Origin of the sequence: Prevotella brunnea, from assembly GCF_008016795.1 — a bacterium.
In the GTDB taxonomy this organism is placed as follows: Bacteria; Bacteroidota; Bacteroidia; order Bacteroidales; family Bacteroidaceae; genus Prevotella; species Prevotella brunnea.
Window position 1 is genome coordinate 1 of the sequence record NZ_SDIK01000015.1, and the last position, 20026, is coordinate 20026.

23 protein-coding genes and 1 pseudogene are annotated in these 20026 nt (G+C 44.1%); 9 read left to right on the forward strand and 15 right to left on the reverse strand.

Translation table 11 applies throughout. From position 1 onward, the window contains the following. Positions 1-32: 32 nt before the first annotated feature. The 8 genes and pseudogenes from ETF27_RS02060 to ETF27_RS02095 all read left to right on the forward strand — a co-directional run. A pseudogene (locus ETF27_RS02060) lies at positions 33-296 on the forward strand (tyrosine-type recombinase/integrase); the annotation flags it as partial. 37 nt (positions 297-333) lie between these two features. After that, a complete protein-coding gene (locus tag ETF27_RS02065) occupies positions 334-801 on the forward strand; it encodes a DUF1896 domain-containing protein (protein ID WP_147785417.1) in 468 nt (155 codons plus the stop codon). A 140-nt stretch (positions 802-941) separates the two neighbouring features. After that, positions 942-1361, forward strand: a complete 420-nt coding sequence (locus ETF27_RS02070; protein ID WP_240048105.1) for a hypothetical protein — start codon at positions 942-944, stop codon at positions 1359-1361. Between the two features lie 412 nt (positions 1362-1773). Beyond that, complete coding sequence (locus ETF27_RS02075; RefSeq protein WP_130828332.1) at positions 1774-2205, forward strand: hypothetical protein; 432 nt, start codon at positions 1774-1776, stop codon at positions 2203-2205. A 5-nt stretch (positions 2206-2210) separates the two neighbouring features. Then, the gene (locus ETF27_RS02080) at positions 2211-2630 is read left to right on the forward strand and encodes a PcfK-like family protein (RefSeq protein WP_130828331.1); all 420 of its coding nucleotides are present in this window, start codon (positions 2211-2213) and stop codon (positions 2628-2630) included. A 4-nt stretch (positions 2631-2634) separates the two neighbouring features. Beyond that, entirely contained in the window at positions 2635-3909 is a 1275-nt protein-coding gene (locus ETF27_RS02085) for a PcfJ domain-containing protein (RefSeq protein ID WP_130828330.1), read from the forward strand. A gap of 27 nt (positions 3910-3936) precedes the next feature. Next, a complete protein-coding gene (locus tag ETF27_RS02090; protein WP_130828329.1) occupies positions 3937-4191 on the forward strand; it encodes a hypothetical protein in 255 nt (84 codons plus the stop codon). Positions 4192-4195: 4 nt separating this feature from the next. Beyond that, positions 4196-4426 (forward strand): hypothetical protein, encoded by a 231-nt coding sequence (locus ETF27_RS02095; RefSeq protein WP_130828328.1) that lies wholly within the window; start codon positions 4196-4198, stop codon positions 4424-4426. A 144-nt stretch (positions 4427-4570) separates the two neighbouring features. On the opposite strand, the gene ETF27_RS11410 is transcribed toward ETF27_RS02095, so the two are convergent. Beyond that, positions 4571-5818: a TIGR02391 family protein gene (locus tag ETF27_RS11410; protein WP_060941326.1), complete on the reverse strand. Its 1248-nt coding sequence runs from the start codon at positions 5816-5818 to the stop codon at positions 4571-4573. A gap of 275 nt (positions 5819-6093) precedes the next feature. On the opposite strand from ETF27_RS11410, the gene ETF27_RS02105 reads away from it, so the two are divergent. Further along, the gene (locus tag ETF27_RS02105; RefSeq protein ID WP_147785418.1) at positions 6094-8220 is read left to right on the forward strand and encodes a heavy metal translocating P-type ATPase; all 2127 of its coding nucleotides are present in this window, start codon (positions 6094-6096) and stop codon (positions 8218-8220) included. A gap of 324 nt (positions 8221-8544) precedes the next feature. On the opposite strand, the gene ETF27_RS02115 is transcribed toward ETF27_RS02105, so the two are convergent. The 14 genes from ETF27_RS02115 to ETF27_RS02180 form a co-directional block, all read right to left on the reverse strand. Next, positions 8545-9039: a Csac_0668 family 2Fe-2S cluster-binding (seleno)protein gene (locus ETF27_RS02115; protein WP_449421271.1), complete on the reverse strand. Its 495-nt coding sequence runs from the start codon at positions 9037-9039 to the stop codon at positions 8545-8547. A 69-nt stretch (positions 9040-9108) separates the two neighbouring features. Further along, the gene (locus ETF27_RS02120) at positions 9109-10074 is read right to left on the reverse strand and encodes an IS30 family transposase (RefSeq protein WP_147785419.1); all 966 of its coding nucleotides are present in this window, start codon (positions 10072-10074) and stop codon (positions 9109-9111) included. A gap of 196 nt (positions 10075-10270) precedes the next feature. Then, positions 10271-10780, reverse strand: coding sequence for a glycoside hydrolase family protein (locus ETF27_RS02125; RefSeq protein ID WP_004336251.1), 510 nt, complete (start codon positions 10778-10780; stop codon positions 10271-10273). 18 nt (positions 10781-10798) lie between these two features. Further along, on the reverse strand, positions 10799-11251 hold the full coding sequence (locus tag ETF27_RS02130) for a DUF3872 domain-containing protein (protein WP_004336250.1): 453 nt from the start codon (positions 11249-11251) through the stop codon (positions 10799-10801). A gap of 12 nt (positions 11252-11263) precedes the next feature. Then, the gene (locus tag ETF27_RS02135; protein ID WP_061315496.1) at positions 11264-11854 is read right to left on the reverse strand and encodes a conjugal transfer protein TraO; all 591 of its coding nucleotides are present in this window, start codon (positions 11852-11854) and stop codon (positions 11264-11266) included. Beyond that, a complete protein-coding gene (traN, locus tag ETF27_RS02140; protein ID WP_147785420.1) occupies positions 11848-12798 on the reverse strand; it encodes a conjugative transposon protein TraN in 951 nt (316 codons plus the stop codon). The genes ETF27_RS02135 and traN overlap by 7 nt, the downstream gene beginning before the upstream one ends. Before the next feature lie 48 nt (positions 12799-12846). Further along, a complete protein-coding gene (gene traM, locus ETF27_RS02145; RefSeq protein WP_130828321.1) occupies positions 12847-14115 on the reverse strand; it encodes a conjugative transposon protein TraM in 1269 nt (422 codons plus the stop codon). Next, entirely contained in the window at positions 14108-14410 is a 303-nt protein-coding gene (locus ETF27_RS02150; RefSeq protein WP_040555682.1) for a hypothetical protein, read from the reverse strand. The genes traM and ETF27_RS02150 overlap by 8 nt, the downstream gene beginning before the upstream one ends. 4 nt (positions 14411-14414) lie before the next feature. Continuing rightward, on the reverse strand, positions 14415-15038 hold the full coding sequence (gene traK, locus ETF27_RS02155) for a conjugative transposon protein TraK (RefSeq protein ID WP_130828320.1): 624 nt from the start codon (positions 15036-15038) through the stop codon (positions 14415-14417). A gap of 50 nt (positions 15039-15088) precedes the next feature. After that, the gene (traJ, locus tag ETF27_RS02160; RefSeq protein ID WP_004358249.1) at positions 15089-16126 is read right to left on the reverse strand and encodes a conjugative transposon protein TraJ; all 1038 of its coding nucleotides are present in this window, start codon (positions 16124-16126) and stop codon (positions 15089-15091) included. A gap of 52 nt (positions 16127-16178) precedes the next feature. Next, complete coding sequence (locus ETF27_RS02165; RefSeq protein WP_147785421.1) at positions 16179-16808, reverse strand: DUF4141 domain-containing protein; 630 nt, start codon at positions 16806-16808, stop codon at positions 16179-16181. A 28-nt stretch (positions 16809-16836) separates the two neighbouring features. Continuing rightward, positions 16837-19350: a TraG family conjugative transposon ATPase gene (locus tag ETF27_RS02170; RefSeq protein ID WP_147785422.1), complete on the reverse strand. Its 2514-nt coding sequence runs from the start codon at positions 19348-19350 to the stop codon at positions 16837-16839. Further along, positions 19347-19682 (reverse strand): DUF4133 domain-containing protein, encoded by a 336-nt coding sequence (locus ETF27_RS02175; protein WP_147785423.1) that lies wholly within the window; start codon positions 19680-19682, stop codon positions 19347-19349. Before ETF27_RS02175 ends, ETF27_RS02170 begins: the two co-directional genes overlap by 4 nt. Before the next feature lie 5 nt (positions 19683-19687). Beyond that, a complete protein-coding gene (locus ETF27_RS02180; protein ID WP_004378854.1) occupies positions 19688-19990 on the reverse strand; it encodes a DUF4134 domain-containing protein in 303 nt (100 codons plus the stop codon). Between the last annotated feature and the right edge of the window lie 36 nt (positions 19991-20026).

Sequence of the window (20026 nt, forward strand, 5' to 3'; positions counted from 1 at the left end):
TTAGCGGACAGTAATAATTTCCAATGATGAGCAATCAACGTATCAATTCATATTTGAAAGAAATTGCCGACCTTTGTGGAATCAAGAAGAATCTCACCTTCCACATGGCAAGACATACTTTCGCCACTATGTCTATATCCAAAGGGGTTCCAATGGAGTCTGTGTCTAAGATGCTCGGACATACGAACATCAGAATAACACAGATTTATGCCCGCATAACCAACAAGAAAGTGGAGCATGACATGGAACAGCTTGCTGACAAACTCGGCAAGTTCAATAAGGCGATGGGCATCTGATAATATGATAATGTATAACCTAAAAATAACATGAATTATGGAAACGACAAAGAAAGAACTATCCTACTTCCGTCTGAAATTAGAGAACTATCTCGGTGAGCATTTCCCCGAAATGCTGAGTGACAAACCATTCATAACGGCAAGAGCCGATGAAGCACTTTCCACCTACTGCGATGCAGTGGCACAAGGCTTCTCGCATCCCGAAGCGGAGAGTATGGCAAACGAAGTGTTGCATCGAGGACTGCATTTTTCAAAGTATGATACACTTGTGTCTGTCTTGGAGAATGAGTTTGAGAAGGAACTGCCCTCTCCGCTCCCCGAAAGACTAACACCAATGCTTCTGAAGAATAAGGCTGTGCAAAGCGTTTTCGACAAGTATGAACTGACAGACGACTTTGGCGCAACACCAGAGTATGAGAGACTCTACACCGAATTGACAGGAACAATCGTTCTGCTCATTGAGGTCAATGGTCTGCCAACGATAGGCGATGAGAACATGACTTGATGTAGCACCATCTGGAGCTTTTGTAGTGTCAAGAGCCAAGATAAACGCTCCACTCCACACGCCAAGAGTTTTACAAACACTTGCCTTTGGGTCGTTAGAGCATATTGCCGGTGCTCTTGAAACTATTAAAAGCTCCGATTATGAATACAATCATCATGAATCAAGACGTTCTTAAAAGTGCGATTTCTCGCCGAGACAATAGAAGCGAGCTTCCATTGTCCTCACGGCTTAACGAAATCGTTCACACACCTGCCTTCATCAAGGCAGACGCATCGAACAAAACCGATAAGAACAAGCAGCAGCCGACTTCTCCCAAGCAAGTCCGCCGCTTCGGTTGGACACGCTTCATCGAACTTGGCTTCCTGCTTTCCATCGTTATCGGTGCCATTTGGCTGATCTCAAAGATAGTAACGGCACAAGTCGTAACTGTCGTGTCAGCCATTGCAGGTTTTCTGATACTACGCTTTATAGTCAGGGTAATTCTGAAAGTGGCATTTACGCTGCTGAGCATTCTCTTCTGGCTGGCGATTCTCTGTGCCATCCTGCTTTGCGTGCTTTGAGAAGCACGACGATGAATCTGTAAACACTTTCATTTATCGTTCATCAGGTGGTTATCTCACATTTCGAGATAGCCACCTTTTCTATTTCCCACTATGGGCGTTGCACTTTCGCTTCCTTTCCAATGCTCCACAATATGCGAAATGAAGAAGACGGATGCTGTTCCCTTTTTATCCGCAAAGGTAGTATGGGGCTTGTGGCTTTTTTCGAGTCAAGCTCTCAACAACTCGTCAAAAGGTCTGTGCCGCTTGGTTTGTCTGGAAAATCTCCACACCTACGGGTAGTATTTTCCGACAAAACCTTGTGTAAGCCCGCCCCGCTACCTCTATTTTGCTACAAAAAGGACGAGTTGTTGAGGGCTTGCCCGAAAAATCAGCATACTCCGATCTTTGGACACATAAAAAAAATGTCGCTATGGATAAGCAAAAAGTAAATACAACATCTTCGATGAACAGAAAAGGATATAGCTCCTTCTCTCATTACCGCATTAACCCTACGGCTGAAAAGAGTGAGCAAGTGTTGGCAATGAAGTTTGTACAATGGGACGTTTCCCCTTTGGAGAACCTTTGTAACAGCAAAGTATATCTCCTGCGTGCAAAACTCAATCGTGGCGAGTGTATGAGCCGTGAGGAAAAGAATTGGCTATGTGAGGCGGTGAACTCTAACACCTATTTCCGCACAGCCGTTCCCCTACAAGGCTATCGCTTTGACTTCTTTGACGTGCTGAAGAAATACCTTGTCAATCAGTACGGACAATGGACAGAGTATTACGCACCCGACAGAACAAGCCTAAGAACCTACCTATATGGGCGTATCAATCAAATAGTAGAAATCCCAAAATACTAAGCAATATGAAAGGAACAGAACATTTCACACGGACAATAGCCGAGTATCTCAATCAGCGTGCTATGACAGACCCTTTGTTTGCCCCTAACTTGATGAAACCGAACAAGAATATCGAGGAGTGCATCACCTACATTCTTAATGAAGTACAGAAAAGCGGTTGCAATGGCTTTGATGATGATGAAATCTTCTCTATGGCTGTTCACTACTACGATGAGGACGATATAGAAGTAGGTAAGGCTGTTTCTTGCCAAGTAGCCGTTAATCACATTGTAGAAATCACAGAGGAAGAAAAAGCCGAAGCAAGGCAGGAAGCCATTAAGCAATATCAGCGTGAGGAACTTGCCAAGTTACAGAGCCGTAACGCACGAGTGAAAAAGACTGAGAACATAGCAACCCAAGTACAACCATCACTATTCGATTTTTAAGCCTATGAAACCAAGAAACAAATTTGAAAAGGCAGTTTTGGAACAAAGCAAGCATCTTCGCCCGATAACCACGACACAAAGTAAGTGGGCATTTCGTGAGTGCATAGACCACTTCGCCTACCGCTTACCAAAAGGTCGCACTACTTGTATGGATTGTGGGCATAGTTGGATAATGGACAAACATAGAGAAACTTGCACTTGCCCTCATTGTAGGGCAAAGTTGCAGGTCAAGGAAACCTATGAGCGCAAGTTGCAGCAGAAGCAGTATTTCACCATACTTACCACTTGTGGAGAGTTTCAAGTATTGCGTATGTTCCTACTTATTGTGGGTATGGAGAAAGGTTACAAAGCACAAACTTCTATAATTGAGATTGGGCAATATTGGTGGAATATGCAGGGACGAAAAGCTATGGTTGCCATACAGAGGGTATTGGGACACTATGTTGATACCTTTTCCTATTATAGTCCTATGGCGATACGCAACGATAATGAAGCCTATCAGCATATTGCCTACTCACCGATATATCCGAAGTTCAAGGTTACAGACATACTTCGTAGAAATGGTTTTAAGGATAATTTCTATGGCATCGTGCCTACTAAGTTTATTCCTGCATTACTTACAGACAGCCGAGTGGAAACATTGCTAAAAGCAGGTCGCACAGACCATTTACGTTACTTTCTTGGCAACAAGAAGGCTTTTGAAGAATTATGGCAGTCCTACAAGATAGCAGTCCGTAACGGCTATGAGATAGCAGACATTTCTTTTTGGAGTGATTATGTAGATACACTTAAAAGATTAGGTAAGGATATTCATAATCCAAAATATTTATGCCCAACAGACCTTAAAGCCGAACACGACCGCAGACACGAGGAACTTCTCAGATTACGTGAAAGGGAAGAGATAGAACAGAAGCAAAAGAAGGCAATGGAAGATGAAAAGCGTTTCAAGGAACTCAAATCCAAGTTTTTTGGTATCACTTTCACGGACGGCACAATTCAAGTCCACGTTTTAGAGAGCGTGCAGGAACATTTGGAAGAAGGTGTATCAATGCACCATTGCGTATTTTCTAATGCATACTACCTCAAGGAGGACTCCCTTATCCTTTCGGCTACCATTGAAGGCAAGCGAATAGAAACCATTGAAGTATCATTACGAACTCTGGAGGTGGTACAAAGTCGTGGGGTGTGCAACAAGAATACGGAATACCACGAGCAGATAGTAAACCTTGTGAATGCCAATCGAGGTCTTATAAGCCGAAGAATGAAAGCAACAGCATAAAGTATGAACCATTAAATTATCAGAGATATGAAAACAGAGATTGAAAACATCATCTACAATTGGACGGATGAGATACCGCATATTCTCATTAGGGTTATCAACGCAATAACCCTATCCGACAGCAAAGAGGAGTTAAGGTCAGCTATCAACAAAATAGTTGAAGAAACAGAGCTTGACAAGTTCTTTGCATACGGCTATGGCGCACATCACTTTTGGCTCACACACCGCAAATTATCTAATGGAGAGCCAAAGGAATATAGATTATTAAAGGTTGAATTTTAAGATTATGAAGAAGAAATTTTACAGAGTTCGGACGCAATACATCTTTGAAGGAGTGTTTGATGTGGTTGCGGAGAGCAAGGAAGACGCACGGCAGAAAGTCCTGCAAAATTGTGGGTTGGTTATGGGTGGCAGCATTCACAGCACACTTCCCGATGAGGAAATCAATTGGGCTTTCTCCACACACCCCGAAGTAAAGACGGGACGGATAATCGTTCAAAAAGAGCACACAACGTAAAGCGGTCGGCAGATTTGCCGACCGCTCCTTTCTTTCGTGAGCTTCGGGCGGACAAAGAAAGGAGCAAAGAAACCCCAACAAAAAATACCTCGTTACTTTTGGCAGTGAGTTGAGACGGCTCAAAAGTAACAAAAAGCCAAATAACTAATATCCTGTCTTATATGTTATATCTAATTTGTTATGAATTATGGAAGCAACGACTAAAACCTCTATCATGGCTGATAATTGTGTATCCTCTGTCATTCTTGGAGTATGAGCTTTTGGATTACGATACATACTAAAAAAACCTTTTATAAAATTGCTAAACCCTTTATGTTCACTTTCCTCTGAAGGAGTTCTCAATGTATTAAAAGCCATAATTTTCTGTTGTTCGGGGAGCATTGTTTTTTCTTTTATTAAATCCATAAGGGATTTGAGCCTATTAACAGGACCTATACTTGATAAAATTCTTACGATATCTACATTTTTGTCAATTAATCTAAACAATCCTCTTATTCCTGTTTGGGTTAAATTTAAAAGCATCTTTTCATTATATTCTTGGGCATCTTTAGAAACTCCATAACAATTTCCTAAATAAGATAATAAAACTGCTTTTAAATAGGTGTTTAAGGATGCAATTGGAATTTCATATCCTAAGGCATCAAGTTCTTTGGCAAAATTTGGTTCATTATAAAAATTGTTCCATTCATAATGAGCATCTATGAGAAACTGAGCGTGTTTCTTAAAAATAACTTCTTTATAAGATTCTGGTATATAAGAAACACCATTAACTAGTTTTAAAAAGCTTAGTGCTTCATTAGCTCCATCTTTCCCTTTAACTTCTCGCAGAGATGCAAACTTAACAGCTATACTACTTTTTACATCTTCAGAAACAATATTCCATAATGATGGAGCAATCAATTTTACATTGTATTTTAGATTTGCATTACAATCAGGTTTGATATAATTTGAAAACAAATTATGTAAAATAGGACCATGAATTTTTGACGACTGATTTTCTATAATAGCACATATCTCCTCACCTTTCTCAAGTTTTTCTGATGACAAATTTTCTATGAGGTCTTTAATCTGCAATCCTGGAGCTGGTAGATCGTATGTAAGAACATACTTTATGCAATTCTTGATAAAATTAAATGTCTCTATCTTATCTAATGCACCCATAGGAAAATGAGCTGTTGAGAAATTATTCCGTATTTCTCGACACTGTTCAAGATAGAAATGGGCCTCATGTGGAATGATGCCGAGAGAAAAAGTACCAGAGATAATTTGATAATCTTTTACTTCTCTTAAGTCTTCAATTGTTTTTAATTTTTTACCCACCCAATTAATCGCACTGGAGAAATATTCAATACCATAGGAAATAATTTTACGGTACAAATCATAAATTGCCAAATTCCAAATATAATTTATTGCGGCATCATTTAAGCCGAAAGGGACGCCACAGATCGTTTCTGTGCAAAGTCGGATTTTGCCAAACGAGAGAATATATGTACCTTTGTATATGAGTTGGCACCTAACCCGTTTCGGGTGTGTACACTCTCAGGTCTTAATCCAATGACCGGTATACAGTCCCAGTACTATTCAATCAACTGTGTACTTTTTTCAGGAATCGCATAGACAATGCAAATGTCATTTACATCATTATTAAGTATAAGGAGGAATTTAAAATGAACAATTACAACAAACATTTATCCCACAGTCACCATAATCATGGCGACATGGATCATTCAAAACATGAGCACGTAAGCACGGAAGAACATGGAGACTATAAGGATCAACATCAAGAACATCATGCTGGGCATGATCACAGCGGGCACAGTGGGCATGATCACAGCGGGCACGGTGGGCATGAGCATCATCATCACGGTAACTTTAAGGAACTTTTCTTAAAGTCATTGCCACTAGGAATCATTATTATGCTCTTATCCCCTATGGCTGGGTTTGAACTACCATTCCAGTTTGCTTTTCCATATTCTGATATTGTAGTAGCTATTTTATCTACTATATTAATTATTTATGGTGGACGTCCATTCTATCAAGGGGCAGTTGACGAATTTAAACAAAAAGAACCTGGAATGATGGCTCTCGTTTCTTTAGGTTTAAGTGTTTCATATTTATATAGTATTTATACTGTAATAGCAAGCTACGTAACAGGTGAACAAATTATGGATTTTTTCTTTGAATTTGCTTCATTACTATTAATCATGTTATTAGGTCACTGGATTGAGATGAAAGCTATTGGAGAAGCAGGAGATGCACAAGAAGAACTGGCTAAGCTAGTACCAAAAGATGCTCATGTAGTATTAGATGACGATTCAATAGAAACACGACCAGTTGCTGACTTAAAGGTAGGTGATTTAATTCGAGTTCAAGCTGGAGAAAATGTGCCAGCAGATGGAACTATCGAGCGTGGCGAATCACGTTTAAATGAAGCTCTTCTAACTGGAGAATCAAAAGCAGTTAAAAAAGGTCCTGGCGATGAAGTAATCGGAGGCTCAACAAATGGAGAAGGGGTTCTTTATATTAAAGTGAATGAGACAGGTGATCAATCCTTTATATCTCAAGTTCAGAATTTAATCAGCCAAGCTCAAAGTCAGCCTTCCAGAGCAGAAAATATTGCTCAAAAGGTTGCAGGATGGCTCTTCTATATTGCTGTTATTGTCGCGCTAATTGCTTTTGTAACATGGATGGTTATAGAAGATGTGCCAACGGCAGTTATATTTACTACTACTACATTAGTTATTGCTTGTCCTCACGCTTTGGGTCTAGCTATTCCATTGGTCACCGCTCGTAGCACAAGCTTAGGGGCAAGTCGTGGCTTACTAGTAAAAGACCGCCAAGCCTTAGAAATAGCTCAAGATGCAGATGTGATGATTTTAGATAAGACAGGTACTTTAACAACTGGTGAGTTTAAAGTATTAGACGTTGAACTTTTTAATAACAAATATAATAAAGAGGAAATCATTGCCTTACTGGCAGGTATTGAAGGAGGATCTAGCCACCCAATTGCTCAATCAATTATTAGTTTCGCTAAGCAGCAAGGTATAAGTCCAGTATCTTTTGATTCAATTGATGTGATTTCCGGTGCTGGCGTAGAAGGCAAAGCCAAGGGCCATAGTTACCAATTAATCAGCCAAAAAGCATATGGACGTAATCTGGATATGGATATTCCAAAAGGAGCAACTCTCAGTGTCTTAGTAGAAAACGATGATGCTATTGGTGCTGTAGCTTTAGGGGATGAATTAAAACCAACGAGCAAAGAGTTAATTAAAGCTCTTAAAAAGAACAATATAGAGCCGATTATGGCAACAGGTGATAATGAAAAAGCAGCTCAAGGAGCAGCAGAAGATTTAGAGATTGAATATAGATCAAATCAATCTCCACAAGACAAATATGAGTTAGTAAAAACACTTAAAGAAGAAGGAAAGAAAGTTATCATGGTAGGTGACGGTGTCAATGATGCTCCTTCTCTTGCCTTGGCAGATGTTGGTATAGCTGTAGGCGCTGGAACCCAAGTGGCGTTGGATTCAGCTGATGTCATCTTGACTCAATCTGATCCAGGAGATATTGAATCATTTATTGAATTAGCACACAAGACAACTCGTAAAATGAAACAAAATCTCTTTTGGGGAGCTGGTTATAACATTATAGCTATCCCTCTAGCTGCAGGAATTTTGGCTCCTATTGGTATCACATTAAGCCCTGCATTAGGAGCAATTCTAATGTCTGTGTCAACAGTCATCGTCGCCATTAATGCTATTTTATTAAGTTTAGATCCAAAAAATAACGGTTAACAGATCGAATGATTGAAACTCCTTAAAGTATCAATATACAATAGTTTTACAGGAGAAAAAGAGATGTAAGTACTGGCTCTTTGTAAAATCGTGTTGGTAGAAGTAGACGATTTTTCTACCAACACGATTTTTAATTTATTATAAAACTGATTTCTTTTAAAATCCTATAAGCCATTGATTTTATAAGTTTTATAGCTTGTTATTCTATTTTCTTGACATCAATACTACAGTCTCAACCCCTATGGTTATGGGGAACATATCCACGCTCGTAGATGGAAACATATCAAAGATTGGCTCTCGTTTGTAGGAACATATCGACTGTAATTATTTCATTTTCAAGCCTTTATCGATAGCTTCCTGAATAATCTTATGACAACAAACTCCCAACGGATTGTTTTCTTTACAATTAGAATTTTTCATTGCCCCAGTGATGGCATTTACTTCTTTTACGGATTTCTCGCCATGCTTTACAACTGCTTCAATTACCTGATTTTCTGTGACTTCGCTACAATAACAAGCATACTTAGGATCTGCATCTTTCTTAAACCAGATAGGAACTCTAACTTGGTCTTTCAAGAATTTTATTTCATTATCTAAGTTATAGTAAACAACGTCGCAGTCCTCGTTCATGCAAATCTTATATTGATCTCCGTTAACAGCAGTACGATAATCATCTACCACTAGATGTTCAACAGTTACTTTACTAACGGAAATCCCTTCATTATTACATACAGGACAATTGTCTTTAATTTGATCCGGCTTTTCTGTTTTGCATCCACAACAACATTCATTATTAATCTTCATATTCTTAGCCTCCATATTTTCATTATAATTTCTTTTTTAAACTAGGTAAAACCAATTTTGTAGAGTCCAACAGCAAATGCAAATTTATGGAAAGTTTTCGAAGAATTTGTATTTAGGGGTATCAAAATTTAATTTTTCTCTTGGTCTTCTGTTTATTTTCTTTTGTATTTCCATTATTTTTCGGTCAGAGAAATCGTTGAAGTTTGCCTTTTTTGGTATGTACCTTCTAATGAGTTTATTTGCGTTCTCTACAGCACCTTTCTGCCAGGAGGAGTAAGAATCGGTGAAGTAAACCACCACCGGATTTCTTCCATTCATGCTGAGCCGCCTTGTTATTTCCTCGTGTGCGGCAAACTCACATCCATTGTCAGTGGTAATGGTAAGCAGTGATTCCCTATATGGAAAGAGCAATTTTGCCACGGTCTTTGCCGTTGGTAACGCCTTCCGTCCCTGCGGCAGTCTTTCCATGAGAATGTAGTTAGTCGAGCGTTCCGTTAAGGTGACAATGGCATGACCGTACGAGTCGACGATAGTGTCCAGTTCCCAGTCTCCGAAGCGCGTGCCGTCAGCCTGCATTGGTCTCTGGTGTATGCTTATACGGTTAGGGATATTGGTAGCCTTCGTAGGACGCAACGCCTTGCTCCTCTTTGTGTATTTGAGCCTATGTGGCATATGTGAAGCAAGTTTTCCGGTGGTGTCTGCATGGACGTGGTTGTAGATGGTCTGCTTCACGATGTGAATACCCTCACGTCTGAGCACGCCTGCAATTTGGCTGGGAGACCAGTCCTCATCCTCTATCATGCGGTCAACACGCCACCATAAGTCCTCAGGCTTGCGGTGATTGCCTTTAAAGCCGTGCTTGCGGGCTTCGCACTTGGATTGTGCATACTTCCACACATACGTGCCGTCTGGCTTGGAGTTTCGCCTGATTTCACGGATGACCGTTGAGCAGGACACTTCGATTTCCTTTGCTATACGGGATTTGCTCCATTTCCTTTGAAGTCCAAGATAGATTTCGTATCTTTGTGCTTCGATTAGTTGATTTGACATAGCAATACAAAATTAATTAATCTTAGGGAGATTTCGGTCTCCCTTTTTTTATTTGTATTGCTGATTGTTTCTTTACCTCGCCGAGAGATGCAGACAACCTCTCGCTACGCTTCGAGAACGTCTGCATCTCTCGGCGAGGGGTACTCTTTTATTGCACTTCGATTTTGAATCTGCACAAGAGTCATTCTGTGTAAAATCATGGAATATAAAACAGCGCAAACTCCACCTGTCTGCGTTTAACTAACCCATTCAAGGCTTTTCCCTTATATTGGCAGAACGAAACATACTCCCGATAGATATTTCTATCTCCTGCTTCTATCTTTCGTAGCAGCCTACTCTTGGGGTGCTTGCCATAACCAAGCAATCGTCCTACACCCACATTATAGGCAAGCAAGGTCAGCAGCAGGGCATCCTTACCATAGCCTTTGAAGTGTTCAAAGCATTTCCAAAGGTCGGCACGGAGCAGTGAGTCAGCCTGCCGTTCCGTCATATCCGCAGTGAAACGTTCTCCTGGTTGCAGCTGATGACCATATCCAACATACGGAAAATCCTTCGGCTTATTATGAAGTCCCTCAAAGTATTTAACAACAACTACCGCACGCTCAAAAGGTGGCAAGTCTGCCAGCCGTACTCTGCGTTGGGCAAGAATCGGATGGCAGAACAAGCACACCATACAGAATAAAGCAAAGCGTTTAACCGTTCGTATCGTTCAAGGCTTTGGTAGCTACTGTGCGGTGGATTTTTCCTTATCCTCCTTCTCATTATTGAAGCTGAAGGTCAGTCGCTGCATACCGCCCATATTATCCTCCACGTACACGTCAATCGTCTGACGGTCAGATGACAGCGAGGTGTAGTATAAGCGGAACACATCTTTGGTGAGCGGATAGCAATCGTTGGGCTTAAACACTGTGCCATCGTCCATCCTCAATGTTCCCTTTCCATCGGGCTGGAAATAGCGGATAGTATAGCGAGTGTCGGCAAACTCACCGCCTCTCTTCAGTGTGCAGCGTATCTCAGCCGTCTGTCCTCTTATGATGTCCTTCTGAACCGGCATTGTCTCCACCGTAAACGGATAAGACTGCTGAACATCCAATTCCCTATCACAAGCAGATAGGCAAAACACGGCAAGAGTCAGCACACCCATTACCCAAATAGTACTCAATATTTTCTTTTTCATTGCTTTTACCAGTTAAAGATTAAACCTAAATCCTGCCGAAAGCGCAGGACGGAAACGATGCACGTCAGAGCCGAAGAGCAACCGCCCTTGTGCCTTGACAAGAAACAGAAGCCTGTCCGTAAGGAATACTTCCACCGATCCATGCACGGCACCACCATAGACAAAGCGGGAACGGTCGAGCAGCGTAGCCCCATCGGGCAGCAGCTTTTGATCCTCGTTGATTTCTTCATAACCACCTAATGCGGATATGCCACCATAGAGGAACACGTTCTTGCCATTGTCGGAGAGTATCTGGTGCATATAGCCTACCTGCAAAAGCGCATCCTTGAGGTTTACGTTATAACTCCTGTACGGCATATTCTGCTGTTCATACTCTGCCATAACAAAGGTGTAGTTCTCCTTTTTGAGATAACGGGGAAGCGATATGCCTACACCGAAATTATCACCTGTAAAAAGCTTCTCTCCCTTGATAAGCGGAACACTCCCTACGACCTCTATTCCCCTTTGCTTGGGGATAAGTCGCTGTGCCTGCGATGGCAGACTGAAAGTCATAGCCACCGCAACGCATACTGTCAAAATGATATTCTTTTTTTTCATTACCATTTCAGTTTGAGATTATCAATCTTCTTTGCCAACTGCAGGTCTTCTGCCGTTACATAAAAAGTCAGTGTACGACCGCCATTTCTCTCATAGAGCGTCACTTCAAGCTGCTTGTCTTCTGCAAGAGAGAACTGTTCGAGCGCAAACACAGCGTGTTCACTACCCATGCCACGCACCTGCATCACCTGATGATAGGCACGAAGCGGCTGCATCACCTGCTCTTGTATGGCGGTACGCTTTGCCACCTTCTTATCAACCACCTTGAACGTGATGAAGTCCACCGAGTATGGCATATTCGTGCCGTTTTCCATACGAGTGTGGAAATACAGCAAGCCGTTATGGGCATACAAGCCACGGAGCAGGAACTTCATACCGAACTGCTGCGAGCCGATATGTTTGACGGTACGCCTGTTGTTCTGATAGATGGTCTGCATCATCAGTTTGACGAGTACGGGCGACTCGTTGCCGAGTTCCTTGAAATAGATGTCGGCACGGTTGCTCGGTAGTCGTCCGTCCGTTGGTGACAGGAAGTCCTTCATCTCGATGCTTAACTTCTCCGGCTCATCGGCATATTTGACATTGAAAGCGTAAAACGAGCCGTCTTCGCAAATCACGCTCATGTTGGTTTCCTTCTCAAAATCCTTCACGGCAGCCTTCACGCGCAACACGTTCTCTGCATCCTCCGCCTTGCCTGCAATCAAGTTATTGCTCCCCAAGTCCACATAGCGAATGGCAGAAGGAAAGATAAGATGCACGGTCTTGTCAAAGGTAACCTCCAGACCATACGGTAGTACGACACGTCCCGTTGGAATAGCACGGCTCATACCTTGAAAAAGTTCTCCCGAAGTAAGCGGACGGCTTGGTGTCAGACCATCATTGTTTTCCTGTGCTGTGGCTGTTGCTCCCACCATGGCAAGCATAGCCAGTGATAAAATAATTTTCTTCATTGTTCCTTTTGATTTGATGTTATTTTTTACTTATCATTTTCGATTGTTTTATTTGGACTGAACCAAGAAAAGGCGGTAACCCCCTTTGAGCGTTACCTTGACGGTGCGCAGCTTCTTCTGAAGTAGCTGACTTGCACCCTGCATCACTCCACGGGCAGCCTCGGAGATAATCTGGTCCTTGGCAGAGGAAGCGAAGGTAAAGGATGTCCCCATTGAACCGCCGATGTTCGCTCCAACTTCCTTAAGCGCATTGATATCCTCCGAGCCAGGTATATACACGCCCTCTTGTCCGTCCGTGTCGTATGCCGAGAGCTTGACGGCTATGATATGTCCGTCCACCTCAATGCTTTTGATAAGCAGGTGCATACGGTTGCCTTCAATCTTAGCAATGGCTATGAGTCGGCTTTGACGTGGAATACGCAGTCCCTGCACCTTGGCAGTCTCCAGCAGACGAAGCACCACATTGTCTCCCTCCTTGAGCGTGGTCGTTCTGTCCACCACCACTTTGAGCGTGTTGCGCATCGTGGGTGCAGCCGTACTTGTTAGCGAATGGAAGCCCATGTTGCGTGCTCTTGTTCCATATTCCTTGATAAAATCCGCATCGCTCATCGGCTGACCGAGTGAAGTCACCACCTGTTTGCGCTCCGCCAAGACCTCCATTGACGGTGTACCAACTTGCGCAGCCTGCCCTTTAGTCACACCCATATCGGTGGTAGAAGTGGTGTTTCTCTTGCTTTCCGTAAAGGCATTACTCAATGACGACGGCACGGATGATGTCTTGGGTAGATACTTTGCTGCCATCTGATAGCTCTTTTCCATCAAGACAAGCTGCCGTTTCTCCTCATTGTCCTCCCTGCTGTCTTTGGAAGCCAATTCCTTTTTGAGGTTGTCAATCTCCTGTCTCATTGCCTCACGCTCCTGTTCATGCGGATCGGGAGCGTAAAAAGAGTTCAAGAGGCGATTATTCTCCTCATAGCGGTGCATGGAGCTTTCTATCTTCGCTGTCGATGCAGCCACCTCCGCACGCTGTGCCTCTGATGGAGCAGTGTTCTGTGCGAAATAGTCCGATAGTCTGCCCATCTCCTCACGGGCCTGCTCTTCCTCGTGTGTCTTGTCGCCTAATTCGTAGGCTTTGAGCTTGTTTTCGGTGAGCTTTTCTGTCGTTGCCTGCGGGATGCTGTCATTGAGCCCCTGTTCCGCAGCAGTCTTATCCTTGCCCGAAGGTGCGAAGATAAACCACATCGAAAGGGCAAACAGCAGTCCCAGTCCTCCAAAGACCAGGCCTTTTTTCATTTGTTCTTTCTGTTTATTATCCATTTTCTTTGATTGTTTGATGATGTTGTAGGTAAAAATTGCCGTGTAACTCTTGTAAAGTACTGTCCGTCTGTATCGGACTGTCCGTCAGCTTTCCCGTGGGGATGGGTAGTTTCTCCTTCTTTGGAGGAAGGAAAAACTGCGCTATCATCCAAAGCGAGCAGAGCAGATAGATGAAACTCAGCCCATAGACGATTTCCTTTCTCTGCCTTATCGTGAGCCTTTCACACCGATGGCGAAGCCATAGGTGAAATCTCAGATAATGGTGAGCGAGCAAATAGTTTACTTTTCTTGCCATAGCCTTATCGTTTATAAGTCTGTATATCCCTGTTTTCCTTCACAAGGAAGTTCTCCATCAGGAAGCCTTGCGGGTTGTTGTCCGAACGGACTGAGTTCTGCAGCGTGCAGGTCGTAACAAGACTGCGCTCTGTAACGTTACTCTGACGGACGATAAACTCCCGTGCATAGGTCGTTACCACATAAGGGTAAGTATTAAAGTTGCAGTGGATAGAGTCCACCTCTATGCGCTGGTTGACATTGCCCGATATGGCACGGTTATAATACCCCTTCTCTGCCAAGTCCTTGTAATAGTTGAAAGCCGACTTGTCGCATAGCAGGAAGGCACGCTCCATGTTCCTCTCGATGGCATCCTTGTCGGGTGCAATGGTAAAGAAGAGTTCGTGGAAACGGCGGACGTGTTCCCTTGCCTCCACGGGACGGTTTCTACTTGCATCCTGACTGAGAGCCAGCATGAGCGACTTTCCCTGGTCAAGCACATAGATTTTCTCCCTCTGCTCCTTGGCGAAGCTGTACGAGGCATAGAGGGCATATCCGCTCACCGCCAAGCAGACAAAAGCAAAAACAAAGGCATAGAGCCTTATCTGTCTGAATGAGGTCTCGATATTGTTAAGTGATTTGAATTCCATTCCTTTTTCCTTTTATAGCTGTTGATGAATTAAGTATTGTTGATCCATTTCTATTTCCCTTTGAGCAAGGCTCCCTTGATACGTCCACCGACATTTCCTACAGCAGCACCTGCGCCTGCCATAGCAGCCTTGCCACCTGTATATGCACCTTGCGCACCACGCTGTGCCGTCTGGTTGACATTGCGACCGTAGGAGCCAATACCGCCACCAGCTTCAATGATCCACCCTGCCACGGTAGGCACGCAGAAGTAGCCCACAATACCAATAAGGAAGAAGACGATGTAATACCACGTTCCCGAATCAGGCAGATAGTTCGGATCGCTGAGCGCATCGATGTCTTTCTGCATCATCAGCACCTGTATCTTGGTAAGCAGTGCCGTAAGAATAGAGCTGACAGGCAGCCACAGATAGACCGATATATAGCGTGAGAACCAAGCTGTAAGTGAGCCTGCAAGACCATCCCATACGGCTATGCCGAACACGATAGGTCCGAGTATCGAAAGGACAATCAGAATAAAGGTGCGAAGCGTGTCGATGATGAGTCCCGAAGCATGGAACAGTAATTCCAAAAAATCGTGTACCAATTTCATGACCCATTGCTTGGTCTGATAGGCAGCACGCTCGGCATACATCCCCGCTATCGTCACGGCATCCTCCGGACCGATGATGCCCATTTCCTCTATCTTCTGGTCGAACTTTTCGTTGGAAACCAAATAAGCCGTTTCAGGATTCCTAAGGTAGGCTTCCTCCTGCAGCTTATCTCTTTTTGCGGTCAGTTCCGCCAAATTGCCTTCCTGCTGGTGTACCATCATCTCCGTTCCTTGCACCACAGGTGAGAGTACGGCGTTCATCGTACCGAGTACGACTGTCGGAAAGAACATGATACAAAAGCCCAGCACGAAGGGACGGAGAAGCGGAAACACATCGATTGCCTCGGCACGGGCAATGGAAGCCCACACCCGAAGGGCAATATAGAAGAGTGCACCCAAGCCCGCAATGCCTTTGGCAATGCCTGTCATCTGGGCACAGAGCGGCATCATCTCGTCATAGGTTGAGCGTAGCAGCTCATGTAAACTGGCAAAATCCATAAGCAAAAGTTTTTTTATGAAAGTTCTTTCAAGTTCTTTTTTGTCTGTGGATTTACCAATACCTGCTTGCCGTATTGCCGTAGAGCGCCTTAACAGAGGCAAGGTCGTTCTTCTCACGGGCACGGACATAACTCACGGAGATATTCTTCCTTGTATAGTACGACACCAAGGAGCGGTACTCACGTAGTGTTGTATAGATACGGTCTATCTGCTGCATGCGCTCGTGGTCGTTCATGGAGAATACATTACTCTTGACGATGGACTTGAGTTCTTTCAGGCTCTCACCGCTCTGCTCGAGCAGCTTGGTGTAGCCCGAAGCCATTGCGGCGAGTTCTGTCGGGCGGAAGTTCTTGTCTGAGAGCATTTTCTTATATGAGGTAACATAAATCTCCGAGATGTCACCCACCATGAGAATACACTCCTTGACCTTATAGGCATCGCCAATAAGGTTATTCACTTTCTTCAAGGCATCGTAATACTTCTTGGTGTCGTTGTAGAGTTTCTCCACCTCCTTGAATCCGTCAAGGGTATTCTTTACTGTCTTCGAGGCGGTAGCAATCTCTTTGACCGTATTGGCAATATTGCCGGCAAAGTTACCCGGATCATAGACCGTCCACTGTGCGTGGGCTTTGGGAACTGAAAGGCTCAATCCTAAGAGAGCCATGAAAATGTACTTTTTCATTGTTGCTATAGTTTTGATGGTTTATTACTTATTTCTTTTTATTGCTTCTTTTCTCTATGGCAAGCTGGCGGATAGCGGTCTCGATGTCGCCACCGAGCTGTTCCGCACGCTGCATGACCTCTACCTTCTCGGTTTCCTCAGTGGTGTAGGTGAGGTATTCCTCCATGCTCACTTCCGTGGCATAGACGGCACTCTGCATACCGCCCAAGCCTATCCACACTTCCTTGTAGAGTCGGTTGGGGTCGTTGTTCTGATTGATGGAGAGTATCTGGCTCTTTTCCTTTTCCGAAAGACCGAGCATCGCCTGTATACCATCGAACTTGGTCATATACTTGCGCTGGTCGAGCAGTATCTTGCAGTCGGAGTTGTTGATGATACTCTCCTTGACAATGGGCGACTGAATAATGTCATCCACCTCCTGCGTTACCACAATGGCTTCCCCGAAATACTTTCTGACGGTCTTATACAAATATTTTATGTAGTCCGCCATGTTTGCCGAAGCGATGGCTTTCCACGCTTCCTCAATGAGTATCATCTTGCGGATACCCTTTAATCGGCGCATCTTATTGATGAAGGCTTCCATGATGATAATCGTTACCACAGGGAAAAGGTCTTTATTATCCTTCACTTGATCGATTTCAAAGACGATGAAGCGTTTGGAGAGCAGGTCAATATTCTTGTCCGAGTTCAAAAGGAAGTCGTAACGACCGCCACGATAGTATTGCTTCAATGTAGTTAAGAGGTTGTTAATGTTGAAGTCCGAGAGCGTTACCTTGATGTCACGCTTTTCCATATCCTTGCGGTACACGTCCCGCAGATACTCATAGAAGGTATTGAAGCAGGGAACGATGGTATGATCCGTCCTGATAAGTTCGATATAGGCATTGACGGCAGAACCGAGTTCGCCTGCTTCGGTCTTGGTGATATGTTCATCAGCACTTTTCCAAAGTGTAAGTAATAATGTCCAGATACTCTCCCTTTTCTCAACATCGAAGAAGTAATCATCCGTATAAAAAGGGTTGAAGGATATCGGATTTTCATTGGTATAGGTAAAATACACACCGTCCTCACCTTTGGTCTTGCGGTGGATAAGTTCACACAAGCCTTGATATGAGTTTCCGGTATCGACCAAGAGGACATGCGCTCCCTGTTCGTAATACTGACGTACCATGTGGTTGGTAAAGAAAGACTTACCACTGCCCGAAGGACCCAAGATGAACTTGTTACGGTTGGTAATCACGCCGCGCTTCATTGGCAGGTCGGAGATGTCAAGGTGGATGGGCTTACCCGAAAGTCGGTCAGCCATCTTGATACCAAAGGGAGACAGCGAGTCCTTATAGTTCGTCTCTGCCGTGAAGAAACAAAGGGCAGGCTCGATAAAAGTATAGAATGACTCTTCTGCAGGAAAGTCTGCCGCATTGCCGGGAATGCCCGCCCAGTAGAGCGTTGCCGCATCAATGGTATTGTGGCGAGGGTGGCACTCCATCAAGGCAAGGGAAGAACCCACATCGTTCTTGATCTGGCGAAGTTCTTCCTTATCACTACTCCATGCCAGCACATTGAAGTGGGCACGGATAGAGGTCAGTCCCTGTGAGTGGGCAATATTGAGATACTCCTGTATCCACTCCTCGTTGATTTGGTTGCTACGGCTGTAGCGTGCCAGCGAGTGCATATTCCGTGCCTGTTTCTCGAAGCGTTCCAAGTTGGCATCGCTGTCTTCGATGAAGAGATACTGGTTATAGATGTGGTTACACGGTAACATCAGACCCACGGGAGCGGCAAAGGAAAGACGGCAGTCGCTCCTGTCGGTGGATAACCGTTCATATCGGCTATCAGTACTCACACTTGTGGGCAAATCATCTGTATCGCTTAATGTATGTAAGCAGAGCATATTGTCGCCCACACGCACAAGGTCTGCACCCAGACGGATGTCCTCCAATGAGGCATGTCCCTCTTCTGAAAGAGAGAAATACCTGTCAAGCAGGCCGCCCTTTTCATTTGTGCTAACTAACTCATCTTCAGTCATGCGGACAATCCTTATCTGCTCGGTATCGTTGATGATACGCTCGAACTGGTCTACGGCTTCCATGAACTTCATCACCTCATCCTTGTTGGTAATTTCCTTGGGCAGCAGATGTCCACGACAAAGCGAAGAGAAGTTACTCTGCTGTGCCATACGCTGCTTGTTCGTCTTGGTTAGGAAGAGATAGACCGAGTGGTGTAGATACGGACGTTCGTTGAAGTGCCGTTCAGAGGAACGGGCAAGGAAACTCAGTCCGCCATCGAAGAGCTTTCCTTGATAGTCCTCCTTAATAAACCAGTCCTGCTTGTGTACGATACTGTAATTGGGTAGCACCTTGATTGCCTTATGCCAAGCAGAATGCATCGCTTCGTATTCTGTAGAAGTGACGGTAAAGAGTTCGGGTAGTTCCAAACGGAAGGCGACCGTAATATCTGCGTCCTTGCTCACCATACACCCCTGCTCGACGGAGAGCAGCGGGAACTTCGATTCCAAGGTAGTTATCTTACTGTTGTTTCTCATTGCTTCTTTCTTTTGGGTTGAAGGTTACGGATAAGGTGATAGACCGTCCGGCGGTTCAAAAGGTAGCGTGGGTGCATTCTCACGGCTCCCTTTTTCATGAGTCCGTATTGCCCATACTTTCGGTTCATGGCAAACGTTTGCCACACCACGAGGGTGGCACCCACTATGCCTATGACCAGACAGGTTATCTGGCTCACTCCACAGAGATAAAGAATGACCACGAGGATGAAGACGGCAAGCAAGCCTCCTGCAAAGAGGAAGAGGTACTGCGCCTTCAAGCCCTTGAACTCCACCGTCCGACCTACACCTTTGTTGATTTCCCAACTCGCCATAGTGGTTATAGGAAGAAAGAACGTAGGATGGTGGCAGCCACGATGAGGAAGATGCACGCACCGAACCAAGAGGCGGCGGTCTTGCTCGTATCGGGGTCGCCACTAGAGAACTTGTTATAGACTTTTATTCCTCCGATCAAGCCCACCACGGCACCGATGGCATAGATAAGTTTCGTACCGGGATCAAAGTACGAGGTCACCATTTTGGTGGCTTCGTTGATACCCGCCATGCCGTTGCCCTGTGCGTACGCTCCTGTGGCAGTGGCGGCTATCAGGAGCAGCATTGTGATTTTCTTTTTGTTGTTCATTGCTGTTTTTATTTTAAGTTGTTAAACAAATTATTT